The 12,720-nt window shown below is 40.6% G+C and carries 11 protein-coding genes; 8 read left to right on the top strand and 3 right to left on the bottom strand.

Going from position 1 to position 12,720, the window contains the following annotated elements; genetic code table 11:
* Positions 1-127: 127 nt before the first annotated feature.
* The 3 genes from ACUN24_RS20630 to ACUN24_RS20620 all read right to left on the bottom strand — a co-directional run bounded on the left by ACUN24_RS20630 (position 128) and on the right by ACUN24_RS20620 (position 4,492).
* Positions 128-3,319, bottom strand: coding sequence for a T9SS type A sorting domain-containing protein (locus tag ACUN24_RS20630; protein ID WP_445564224.1), 3,192 nt, complete (start codon positions 3,317-3,319; stop codon positions 128-130).
* A gap of 15 nt (positions 3,320-3,334) precedes the next feature.
* Complete coding sequence (locus ACUN24_RS20625; RefSeq protein WP_445564223.1) at positions 3,335-3,898, bottom strand: DUF6252 family protein; 564 nt, start codon at positions 3,896-3,898, stop codon at positions 3,335-3,337.
* Positions 3,899-4,045: 147 nt separating this feature from the next.
* Positions 4,046-4,492: a hypothetical protein gene (locus ACUN24_RS20620; protein ID WP_445564222.1), complete on the bottom strand. Its 447-nt coding sequence runs from the start codon at positions 4,490-4,492 to the stop codon at positions 4,046-4,048.
* Positions 4,493-5,090: 598 nt separating this feature from the next.
* Here ACUN24_RS20620 and ACUN24_RS20615 point away from each other — a divergent pair.
* The 8 genes from ACUN24_RS20615 (at position 5,091) to ACUN24_RS20580 (ending at position 12,706) form a co-directional block, all read left to right on the top strand.
* Positions 5,091-5,645, top strand: a complete 555-nt coding sequence (locus ACUN24_RS20615) for a hypothetical protein (protein ID WP_445564221.1) — start codon at positions 5,091-5,093, stop codon at positions 5,643-5,645.
* A gap of 33 nt (positions 5,646-5,678) precedes the next feature.
* Complete coding sequence (locus ACUN24_RS20610) at positions 5,679-6,968, top strand: ATP-binding protein (RefSeq protein ID WP_445564220.1); 1,290 nt, start codon at positions 5,679-5,681, stop codon at positions 6,966-6,968.
* Positions 6,969-7,300: 332 nt separating this feature from the next.
* On the top strand, positions 7,301-7,783 hold the full coding sequence (locus tag ACUN24_RS20605) for a hypothetical protein (protein ID WP_445564219.1): 483 nt from the start codon (positions 7,301-7,303) through the stop codon (positions 7,781-7,783).
* On the top strand, positions 7,716-8,390 hold the full coding sequence (locus tag ACUN24_RS20600) for an ABC transporter permease (protein WP_445564218.1): 675 nt from the start codon (positions 7,716-7,718) through the stop codon (positions 8,388-8,390). Before ACUN24_RS20605 ends, ACUN24_RS20600 begins: the two co-directional genes overlap by 68 nt.
* A 470-nt stretch (positions 8,391-8,860) precedes the next feature.
* Positions 8,861-9,469, top strand: a complete 609-nt coding sequence (locus ACUN24_RS20595; protein ID WP_445564217.1) for a helix-turn-helix domain-containing protein — start codon at positions 8,861-8,863, stop codon at positions 9,467-9,469.
* Positions 9,470-9,571: 102 nt separating this feature from the next.
* On the top strand, positions 9,572-10,969 hold the full coding sequence (locus ACUN24_RS20590) for a serine hydrolase domain-containing protein (protein WP_445564216.1): 1,398 nt from the start codon (positions 9,572-9,574) through the stop codon (positions 10,967-10,969).
* Positions 10,954-11,187: a hypothetical protein gene (locus tag ACUN24_RS20585; protein WP_445564215.1), complete on the top strand. Its 234-nt coding sequence runs from the start codon at positions 10,954-10,956 to the stop codon at positions 11,185-11,187. The genes ACUN24_RS20590 and ACUN24_RS20585 overlap by 16 nt, the downstream gene beginning before the upstream one ends.
* A gap of 577 nt (positions 11,188-11,764) precedes the next feature.
* Positions 11,765-12,706 carry a tyrosine-type recombinase/integrase gene (locus tag ACUN24_RS20580; protein ID WP_445564214.1) on the top strand — a complete coding sequence of 314 codons (942 nt, stop codon included), beginning with the start codon at positions 11,765-11,767 and terminating at the stop codon, positions 12,704-12,706.
* Positions 12,707-12,720 lie beyond the last annotated feature (14 nt).

The raw sequence follows: 12,720 nt of genomic DNA, 5'->3' as shown, positions 1-12,720 counted from the left end.
AGCCCAATAGAAAAGTTGTATCTAATTCAAATCTTCATTTACGGCAATATTTGGGATATCTTGCCATTCTAATAATAAATAATGAGCTGTAAATAAGCAGCTCATTAAATATTTTGTTATTGGCTGGTTAATGCTTTATAACAACCTGTTTTTTATGCTTATCCTTCCCCTGTATAATATGAAGGAAATAGTTACCATCCATTATTTTATCAGTAGATATTACAATATCATTTCCATCTCTGGATTCTGCTGACCTTAAAACCTGGCCTCTCACATTAAGCAACAGTATGGAAAAAGACATCTTGCTCGTTAGCTCCGCCTCAGCCCTGCCGGCTTCCTGGTTGTTTTGCGTTATAGTCATTGTATTACTGGCTGGGTTTGGATAGGTAACAAACCTATAGCTGCTCCCGCAGTTCACAACCTCAGAAGAAATTTCATACACTTCTTCTGCTAAAGCAGGAAAATCTTCGCAATTTTGATTACTGATCCAAACGCTTATAGAACATTCATTAGGAGGAAGATCAGTGGTTATGTACTGATATCCACTACTCAAATATGCTTTAAAATGGTAAGTCGGACTGATATAATCAAGACCATAAATTCTGTAATTAACCCGCACCGGATATGAAGTTATGTCAGTAAGCTGATAAGTAAGTGTGTTTTTGGCTTCGCTGTAAGGACCTATATTAGAGCAAAGTTTATTCATAGCACACCCTTCTTCGCAGTAGGCATTGGCATATGATACATAACCTTGTGGAACAGTATTATCCATTTCGGCAGTTTCTGTGCTAAACGTTTCACATGAAGTTTGCAAGGATGCTATGATCTTAAATTTACCGCCATTATCTACTTTGTTCACAGTAACACTATTATTGGTGCTTGATTCAATCTGTGCGCCAATTCCGTTGATGCTCCAGTTAATATTTACACCCGAAGGCAGGTTAGAGATGCTATAAGTTGAACTATTACAAACATTAGGCGGCCCCGTAATACCGAGTGAACTTTTACAAAACTTGATGCAGTCGTATCCCGGTTCTTGCCATTGCAAAATCCAATTAGCAGATGGTTGGCTGTAAGATATATGCAATTGGTTAGCCTGTTGAGCAAAAAAGTTTCTAACAGTACTTGGGTTAGAACAGTTGACAGTTGAACATAAGTTCTGATTTAAATTTTGCCATGGATTGGATATTGACAATGAACTTACAGTGGGAACAAAGCAAAATCTAGGTTGTTTTATTACAGCTTGTATGCCTTGAAAAAAATCTGGTAACTGTGAGGAAATTACACTGGGATTGACACCAAATGTATTCATATCATAAACGCCCCCTGGAGCATTATCCAAAGGCTTCATACCCTGGATAGATTGAACCCGTGTTTTCATGATATAGCTATTGGAATTAATGAACCAAACCAACTTCCTTTTTATATAGACATCTCCCCGATACAGTTCAGCAGTACCTGATGATGGAACAGCATTAAGTCTGAAATCAAGATTAACCGCCGACTTGGTACTAATGAGACTTAGTGGGAATTGTACAAGCAATACCGCTGGGTTAACGTTTCCTCCATACACAATTGCTGGAGTAACCCAGGCTAAACTACTCATTGCAAAAGACCGCCATAAATTACCCCCATAACTCATTGGGCGCTCACCGATCAGCTCAAAAATTCTTTCACCAGCCTGAAAGATCTGTGTACCATTGCATGTACCATTACTCAACAAAATATTTTTGGTGTTGGTTGGCCAGCCCAAATTATTAATCTCATTAAAAAAATTATTGTAGGTTCCATTATCAGCAGAAAGCGTGTAGTTAAATGGATTAAGCGCGTAGCGCTGTATAATCATTTGCTTCGCTGCAGGCGTATTAAAGGCATCGTTTGATGTTGCCAAATCAGGAAACATATCTACCCATTTAATGTAAGGAAAATTGGAAGATGTATTAACAATCTTAAAAGCGCCCAAGTGCTGAACAGCAGCCTGTGCACCTACAGGTACATTTGCACCTTGGTGCGGTGTATCATGACTGATAAACAAACGGGTTTCATGGGCAAGATTGCTAATTTCCATATCTCGCAGACCATAGCGTGTAACCAAACCACCCATACTTAAACCTAAAACAACATTATCCTGCCTTACACCATTGTACGTAGTTTTCCTACTATTGACGATCTCGATAACCTTTTCCAGCAGAAAAGCATTTCTCTGAATATAATCAGTCGCATCCTCAAAATTTAGAAAGATTAGATCATACTCTTTATTATTATCCAGATCGTCATTTAAACTGATATATTGTGGCGGGTTATTGCCGCTTTGGTCAATCAGCGTACTTCTTGCCCAGTCCTCGAATTCATAGGTGTTATCCATGTCAAACCCTTCTACAACTATCAAGGGTTTGCGTATTTGTCCGGTATAATTATTCTGAGATAATTGTATCGTAATGTCTCCCTTACCCTGCTTGCCGAGATAGCTCTTTGTTGCCACAACGGTCTCCTTCGTAACAGTTCTGCCTAAACCAAATCTTTGTGTTTGGTTGCCAGTGTTTTTGCTTGCGGTATTGCTGGTTGAAGAATCTGGTAACGGATAAACCAAAACCTTGGTATGTCCGTTACAAATCGTTCCGTCAGAGAATGTCATCCTGATAGCAATGGATACAAAGCCCGTTTGAGTAAAATTAACGGTGGAAGGAGAATTTAACTGCACAGTTTGGTAAGATCCTGTTTCACCAATATCAACAGCTGCACTTTGCAATGTCTTACCACTATTACTATAAAATAAATCAGATTTAAACAGTATCTGATTATTTCCTAAGGTAACGGCCTGCCTTATCGGGGCGGCAGCAAAGACCTGGTTGGTTTTGTAGGGGCTTTGCTGCCGTCCTGGCACATCATACATTTGGTCGTTGCTAACGGTAATTAAATTGGCACTCACCGCATCTGTCCTCATGTTTTGGTAATTGTAAAGCAGGACGGCAAATGTAATAGGTTTGTTTAGTGCAATGTTGTTAGAAAGTATGGAATTTACATTTTCCAGAGGTTGCAGATTTGCGTTGCCATTAATTTGCGAGCTATATAAACTCGCATAAAGCAAACGCAATTCTTGAAGGCCAACGAAATTACCGGTATTGTTTGTCGCGCCATTATAGCTCTCCAAATCCAAAAATTCAATTCCATAATCACTCATCAAACCCGATGTGATCTGGCTTTTGTCTAATTTTTCAAAGTAATAATTAGATTTACCGTAGTAGGTTAAGGTGTCTTGCTGAGCATAGGTACAAATGCAGCAAAAAAATGTTAATAAGAGAAGCGTTAATTTTTTCATGATTATTAATAAAATTTAGTTATACTGTATATCGAAACGGCCATCGGTAATTTTCAGGTTGCCACATTTATCGGTAGGAATATTAAACCAGAAGGTACCTGACACAATCTTTTTGTCACGGTCAATACGTGTGAGTACTAATTCACCTTCACTTGATTTTAGTCTTTTTAAATCGTTACCGGTAGTACTATTTGAGCAAATTTTTTCGCTGATAAATTCAGCATATTGATTTTGGGGCTCGTTGAGCGCAAAAGTGCTCCGGCTGTTTAAACCTTTGATGACAATCGATAAAATTTCAAAGGGGGCGCCCTCAGGATAATTTGTTCCATGAACTGCTAGCGTATCACCTTGAAGACCGCCGCCAGTATTGTCACGAGACATTTTGCTTACCCAGTTTTGACCATTAATCTTACATGCAAATACCATTGCCCCAATTTGAGTAGCTTTTGGCAAACCATCTGGATCAAGATTTCGGCCTTTTTTACACTGTGCACAGATCATTATGGAAATTAGACAAACAATGAACAATGTTAATTTCTTTAAATAATGACGATTTTTCGATTTTGCTAATTTTCTCATGATTAATTAATATTAGTTTTTATATCCTACATCAAGGCGACCCTACCGGTAATATTGAGCCTACTAATTTCTAAGCCGGAGATCAAACCTTCCTTCTCTCACTTCCACTTTATCCCCATTATCGCTTACTGCATCGAACCAAAACGTTCAGGAAGCAATCTTCTCATCAAGATAGGTCAAGTGTATTTTTCCTATCGACTGATTATTTGTATTATAGTCAGTACCATAAGACTCTTTAGCACCGCTATAATTATAATACGCATAAGGGGTATCGTCCTTTGGATTACCTTTTACCAAGGTGTATTCTTCACCCTGCTTAATCACTGCTGCAGTAATGAACAGACGAATATAGGCTGAGCTCTTCGATCTACTATTTTCTACGCTGATAATAAGGCTATGTTTACCACTTTCAACTCCATACGAAAAGTTTAAAGGTTCTCTACCACTGACGCCAGCGGCCATTGGTAAAAATGCCATGCCATTAACCAGGCATCCGAAAGTATTGGCGATAGGGTTATCACTTTTTTTCTTACAGGATAGCCCCGTGATGATGAGGCATACCATTAAAATGGTTGTGTATAATGGTAATTTCATTATCTGATTTGGTTGTCTAAAATAACACATATCACAACATAGTGTATATTAATTTTTTGTTATGTAACCTGCAAAAAGTTAAATATTTATAGGGTAAAAATAAAATTTACCACTTTTTTATTATGGTATTTTTCCAGGGATACATTGTCAGGGATACATAAGCAGAACCAACTCTTTTTATATAGCTATTTTTTATCCTGTAAAACCTTCACTAATCACGTTATTCATTCTTTATTATTCCAATGTAGCCCTCCGCCCGGTAAACATGCGTCATTCTTATCGATAATATTTTAATCTGGTTTTTCTAAAATGGGAATTGGAATGAAAAAGTTTTTCATAAGAAATGGATAAAAAGGCAGCCAAGATACTGCGGCCACCCACTACACTCTTCCAATCAAAAGGGACGGCATAAACGGTTTCCTCCCCATAAATGGGACCCCTCCAGTTATTCCGTTTCCTTGGCTACCGTTTATATTGTATTGAAAAACCCAACATTATCGTAGCCCAATGAGTATCTTTAGCGAACATTATGAAACACCTGTTTACCAACCCACTTTTTCAAGCACTTTTTAATTCGCCTGTCCCCCGGATTATCGTCTTGGCAGATGCTCCTTTCTTTACAATTTTAACGAGTAATGATGCGCACAAGGCCGTCACCAACCTTACCGGGCGCGATATCTCAGGGAAATCTGTTTGGGAAATATTCGATCCGAACGAATCCGGAGGCAATGGAGGAGTGCTGCTCAGCGAAGCCTTAACCGAAGCACAGGAGACAAATAAGACGGTACTCATGCCGCCATTCCGTTACGACATGAGTGCACCCGAAGGTAAAGGGACGGTAGAGAAATGGTGGCAATTAGAAATAATGCCTGTCGGTGGGGATGGGCCAAAGCCTAAGTACTTATTGGTAACAACAAATGACATTACAGAACGTATCGGACAAGAGCGGGAAAAAATACATATTCAGCGAAAATTAGAAAAACTGGTAGCCGAAAGAACCGAAGGCCTCGTCGCAAGCGAGACAAAGTACCGCGGACTAATAGAGCAGTCCCCTATAGCCAAAACGCTATTAGTGGGAAAGGACCTGATAATAGATGCTGCCAATCCACAAATGCTTAAACTCTGGGGTAAACATTACCAATCAGGAACCTAAAGTACAAGTTTAGATTACTGGATAGGTAAAAAATTGACCGATGCATTTCCTGATCTGTATACTCAGCGTTTAGCTTTACTTAATACTGTTTTCAAGACGGGTATAAAAAAGCAATATGAAGTGGCATATCCATTAAATGCACCAGAAGGCCAAAAAGAAAATTATGCGCGTATCTTTTTAAATCCGGTTTTTAATGAAAAAGCCGAGGTATCCGCAATTATTGTGTCAGCAATTGATGTGAGTGAACAAGTTATTGCCCTTAAGGAACTGGAGCGCGCCTATGATCAAGTCAGCCTGTCAAAACTGGCAGCACAACTAGGTACCTTTGATATGGACCTGAAAACCGGTACCATGGAATGGGACCAACGCTGTCGTGAATTATTCGGCATTAGTCATGATTCGGAGGTTACCTATGACAAGGATTTCCTTACCGGCCTACATCCGGATGACCGGGAAAGGATACAGGCCGTAATCACATCCTTATTCAATAAGGAAGAGAGTAATGGCAATTATGATGTCGAATACAGAACTGTCGGAGTTCAAGACAATAAAGTTCGATGGGTAAGAGCTAAAGGCAAAGTTTATTTCGACGGCGATGACAGACCTGTACGGTTTATCGGTTCTGTACTGGATATTACCGATAAAAAGCATGAGGAACAGCTCAGAAATGACTTCATTGCTATGGCAAGTCATGAGCTTAAAACTCCGCTTACCTCACTTTTGGCCTGTCTTCAGATCCTTGAACGAAAGGCAGGAAAGAGCGAACAAGACGATAGTTTATTAAAACAGGCTGGCAAGCAGGTTGTTAAAATGACCAGGATGATTAATGACTTTTTAAATCTGTCCAGGCTCGAATCGGGCAAATTGAACTTAAATCTAACAGAAGTAGCTATGTCATCCCTCATCAAAGATGTTGTTTTTGATGTTAATCAAATCCATCCAGGTGTTAGGATTTTAGTTAGTGATTACGATGATATTTCCTTGCTAATGGATAGGGAGAAAATTGAACACGTTTTGTTAAACCTTGTCAATAATGCAATCAAATATTCTGATCCGGGCATGCCAATACATATCAACTGTTCTGCAGACAGCAGCACAGTAACGGTAAGCATTAGGGATGAAGGTATAGGTATCAACCCGAAGGACCAGGACAAGCTATTTGACCGTTATTATCGTGTGGAAAGCCCTGATGCAAGATATGTGTCCGGATTTGGGATCGGATTGTACCTTAGCCGAGAAATTGTATATCTGCATAAGGGGACGATATGGGTTGAAAGTGAAATCGGATCAGGATCGACCTTTTATTTTACGCTACCTCTTTAATTTTAACCATTATATGCTACTGTAGGCCTTTTTATTAAGTGGCTGGAAAGACCTATTAGAAAGATTGATGCAATAGAAAACTAAGTTTTCTTTTTTCTGCAGGTTTTCTTTTCGTTTTTTCCGAACTGCGATAATGGGGTATCCTGATAAGAAAGTCCTTTTGCTGTTAAAAACTTAAAAAAAGCAACTGGAGCAACTCTTAACGGAAAACGGGTTTGACCATGAATCCAAAATAATTAAGAAATATTATGCACAAAACTATTGAAAAGCTATTTTGTTAAACCCAGCTTAGATTATGCCAGCCTCTTTCCAATTTCAGACCTTTACCAAGCTTGCAGAAGAAATGGAAAATTTTCACTTCTGTTTATGAAATACAGAAGCTTTACCTTCCTCCAGAGGCAAATGAAAAACCCAAAAGAAAGCATAGGACGGATATGTCTTGCCGGTTTTGTGGCGGAGTTATGCCGCAGGTGAGCTTTAGATCTGATCCACACGTTATTTCCAAGCTTTTCGAAATGAATTACGGCATTTCTGATTTCGAATGTGATATTTGCAACAATTATTTTAGCGCCGAAGAAAGCCATATGGCACACTTTCTCGGACTCAAAAGACCCCTGGATTCCATTGGGCAGGACAAGGTACCTTCTTTCGTCTCACCGGGAAAAGTTTTGACTGCTAAAATGTTCGAGGTCTTTCCAGGTCAAAAGGCAATCGAGATTTCCGATCTGCAACAGCAAAACTTTAAATTTGATCCTTTATCGGGTAAAACGGATATTCTTTGCTGTCATTCAAAGAACAGTAGTAGGGGTATTTAAAGACATCATCTGGGCGGATCCGAGTAAAAGAGAAATGCCTATGGTGATTGCCTGGGTATCTTTTATTCCAGATCTAATTACCGTGCGGCTAAATCCGAACAGGAAAACCGCGGACGCGCTGGCAACAGTTAACAAGATTACTAAAGAACTCAACCCGGTATATCCTGTGGAAGTTAAGTTTGTAGATGCCCTATATCAGCAAAAATTTGAGAGGGAGCGGACTTTGTCCATACTGTCTAATATCTTCGGCGGGTTGTCAATATTCATCTCATGCTTGAGGCTGCTGGGCCTGTCTGCTTATAGTGCAGAATTGCGTACCAAAGAAATCGGGATTCGCAAGGTTCTGGGGGCAAGCAACGTAAACATTGTACGACTGCTGATCTGGAGTTTTATCCGACTAGTACTGATCTCGATAGTTATCGCGGCGCCGCTTACCTGGTATTTAATGGACAGTTGGCTGATGAAGTTTGATTTTCACATTAGGATCAATGGTTGGATCATGGGCTTATCGGCAATCTCGATCACTTTAATAGCCTTCCTGACCGTGAGTTACCAGGCCATCAATGCCGCGAAATCTGATCCTGTAAAGGCCATCAAATACGAATAGTAACAGGCAAGAGCGTGGGGGATCCAAAATGCCCAGACATTGGGTGGTGGTTCCGTTACAGACCCACTTAGTATGGACTTTAAGAAAAAGTATCAGCGTAGACTTACCCAGAAAGAAAGTCCAGAGTTTCCACTATCAAAGATTTACGAGATGTATGGGTGTGGTTACCTGAATAAGAACAAGCCTGAAAAATAATCTTAATCCAACTTTATGTGTATCTTTTGATGTGTATATTTTAACCAAAATGTACACACTGGTGTACTTTTATATCAATGCATTTAATTCTTGGGTGTTGTTTTGAAGCACGCCAATTTGGGTAATCCTTTTTGCTACTGTATATTAGCTATAGGATACGTATATGACAACTGAATTTGGTGCCGGCCCGAAACTTAAAAAACGACTTCAAAGGGATAAAGAACTGAAAGCTTGTCCGGAGATACGTGTGCATTATTTATTTAGCTCTTTCTGAAATGCTACAAAAAAACTTTAAGGAACATAGGCTTGCAAAACACTGGTCACAAAAGGAGCTTGCCGACCGTTCCGGAATTTCTTTGAGGACTGTACAAAGGGTCGAAAAAAATGAATCACCGGGTAGCCCATACGTCATACGGACATTGTGCGAAACGCTCGGTATTGAAACGAATAGTCTTTCGCAAAGTTCAGATCATGAGGGATCCAGGGCATTTCAGGAGGTTATCGGGTCCGTTCCCCCGGACAGATACCTGAAGTATATTAACCTTAGCTCACTTTCTGTGCTCTTATTCCCATTTTTAAATGTAGTGGTGGTGACCGGAACCTATCTGATCTTTAAAAAAAAGTTTGTTTTCCCGAACGACCGGGCCACTGCCCAGAAAATGCTGAGTCTTCAGATCATATGGTCAGTAGCCACGCTATTCATATTGATCTTTACGCCATTGATTGACTATTGTTTTTTGCATGTCGGAGAAGTACTGGAAATCCCCTTATTTATCTGGATATACCTGGTGCTGCTATTTTCACACCTGCTGGTTACAATGTTAGCTGCTGCCCGGCTAAATATGGGCAAAGACCCTATCCCGTTTATTCCCAATATCATTTAAACGATATTAAGGGGAGTTGGCATAAAGATGGCGTAATATTGACGTTGGCCTGGCGAGATTATTTTTAGGTTAGCAGGATACCTTTGTGAAAAAAAATTAGCTATGGCCATTAAACGTTACAGATCAATTTTGCTGTTGGCATTACTACTTGGCAGTAATGCCCTATCGGCACAAACAACGCTCAGTGACTCAATCAGCAGTCAATTGAAAGCAGGTGTTAAAGGATTTCAGGACCGTTACCACTCGCCAGGTTTGGTATTGATAGTTGTCCACAAAGGAACGGTGATTTTCAGTGAGGCATCGGGATATGCCGATCTGGAGAAGAAGGTTCCGGCAAGCGTAGATACCAAATATCAGATTCAGTCGATCACTAAGCTATTCACAGCGACACTGGCCATGAACTTGTGGGAAAAGGGGATTATAAAACTGGATGGTGATGTCGGGAAATTTGTTCCGGAATACAGGATTACGGATATTGAAGGCAAACCTGGTAAAACCACTTTTTTAGAACTGGCCACACACAGTTCCGGGCTCCCGAGAAATTCGCAGGCGGATGTTGGGTTTGCTAAGCAGGCGGACACCTGGATGCTTACCAACAGGGAAATGGCCTCCATCAAGGCGCCTTCTATGGATGGATTTCTAAAATCATTAAGATTGGCCAAAAGAGAATATCCTGAATACGAATTAAAGCCCCAGGATTCGCGTCAATATTCCAACATGGGCTATGCACTACTTGGTCTCGGCTTGGGCAGAGCGGCAAAAACAAGTTACCAGGAGGCTGTTTTAACTAGGATCTGCGGACCCCTCCATCTTAATAATACCGGGTTCGGCACCGTCAGCGATCAGGATAAGGTGTTGGCAACAGGATATTCTTACTCAAATGAAGCGCAGAAATTCATTAAAACCCCCGATTATGATGCAAATGCGATGGCACCGGCGGGCGGAATATATTCAACAGCAACAGATCTGGCCAAATTCATCAGTGCACAGTTTAATACAGAAAACGGCGTACTTTCAGAAAAATCCATCAGGATGATGCAATCACTTGGTATCGGTTGGCAACGTTCTTATCCTTACGTGAAGCACGAAGGGGCGATGCTCGGTGCGCGTACTGAAATTGTGATTCACCCTAAACTGGAACTGGGCTGGGCTGTACTGACCAATGTGACCGATTTTGACTTTAACAGGATCAATGAATATGTCTCCAGTTTGATATTGCCACTGTTTGCCGAACAACCGGTTACCGATCCCAACCAGTATGTAGGAACGTATTCGCTGGTGGGCGGCGCGGACAGCATCAAATTGTATTTAAAGGATGGTAAATTGTACTCTACCTACCTCGCGGATGTTTTACCGCTGCAGCCATTGATTTTTTCAGGCAATAATTCGTTAAAGTCAAGCGGGCTGAATGGGCATGAGGTCAATTATAATTTTCTCACGGACAAAAATTCAAAAATATCGGTGCTGAACTTAAGTCAACTCATGTGGATCAAACAATAGGAAAGGTTAAAGCTTTTGGCTTTGTGATCCTACAGCTTTTTCTGGCGGCTTTTTATCCGGTAATGGCATGCTCCCAAAAAACGGAGGCAAAAGTGATAAAAACAATAGACGGCAACACAACCGCAATTGCTGATGTTGAGAAATACCTGTCAGGCCAGATGCCAACGACCAACAATATTTTGAGCAATTTGGAAAAGCAATATTCATCCTCGATCTAAGGTTGTTAATCATTGCTGAATTAGGTTAAACTAACCGCTCCCCACCAACAAGTTAATGAGAAGCAGATCAAATATATCAAGGCCAGTCAAAAGCTGGCTTTTTGTTTTTAATTATGATATTATTTGCTTGGAACTGCCAAGGATCAAACGGCGGGGCAAAATGGGACGCTTTATGGGGCTCCTTTGTATACCCGTGCTTTAACGAAGTGAAAAACAAACATGATGTTTTTGGTTACCTGACAGAATCTGGCGTTGCTCCCTGGATCGCTTCAAAACCATCATTTTGAATAATACATATTATAAACCCGACGAAACATCTACAGCTTACTGTAAGGTTACGGCTGCAGAAAGCGAGTTCTGTAAAAGAATGACAGACGGTGGGTTGAAATTTACAAGAACAGCAACTTGGATGCCTTGGGTAAGAACCTCGAACGCAATGCGGATAAATGCTTTTGTTAAGTCAATCGAATATTGATTATGGATCCCTATTAGAAAATGTTAACTAGAGCTGGGTTCAAAATTATTTGGTTGGTGAGCTGGAAAGAACGACTTTTCGCTCCAATTAAATTTTGAGCCCATGACCACATTGAACCAAGCAGTCAACACTTTTCTGCAGTACTGCCGCTACGAGAAAAACTTAAGCGAGAAGACTATTTATTTTTATAGGATTGATCTGCTTCAGTTCTACGCTTTTATCGAAACCCAAAAATATCCAGTTAATGTGGAGCAGATTTCCAAAACCGAGCTAAAACATTACATAAGGGAGATTTCCTCTTGGAAGGTAAGAACGGTAAAAAGGAAGGTGGCTACACTGAAAGCGATGTTCAATTATTTAGAAGATGAGGATTTGATTTTGGTCAACCCGGTTAGACGGCTGAAAATGAGTTTGAAACAGCCCGTTATTCTTCCAAAGGCATTAACAAAGATCGAAGCTGCTTCGATCTTCGATGCGGCCTATAGGCTCGTTTCCAAAGCGCCACGTACATCTTATGCGTATTTTGAAAGTATAAGGAACATAGCAGTGCTAGAGCTGTTGTTCTCCAGTGGGGCCAGGGTATCGGAGATTGCTAATCTAAAAAAAACGGACTTAAATCTGAAATCAGGGGCTCTGCTGCTAAAGGGCAAAGGGAACAAGGAGCGGGTCGTTCAGGTATGCAATCCTGATGCCTTGGCGTTGTTAGGAACCTATGTTTCTCTGTTTGACGAGAGGATCAAGGTCTCAGGCGGTTATCTTTTGGTAAATAGACTAAATAACAAACTCTCAGATCAGTCCATAAGGAACATGATAGATGGGATTGCAAAGGTCGCGAAGGTAGATAAAAAGGTTACACCCCATGTGTTCCGCCACACCTTTGCGACCCTGCTACTAGAGAACGACGTTGACATCAAGTATATCCAATCCCTTTTGGGCCACAGCTCGATCATCACAACGCAGATTTATACCCAAGTGAACAGTGAGAAGCAGAAGCAGATTTTGAGGGACAAGCATCCGAGGATGGATTTTTCCATGGCTATCTAATATGAATGCAGGAT

It is taken from the genome of Pedobacter sp. WC2501 (assembly GCF_052682415.1).
The sequence above is the reverse complement of the archived record's forward strand: the minus strand, read 5'-3'. Positions and strand labels throughout refer to the sequence as shown.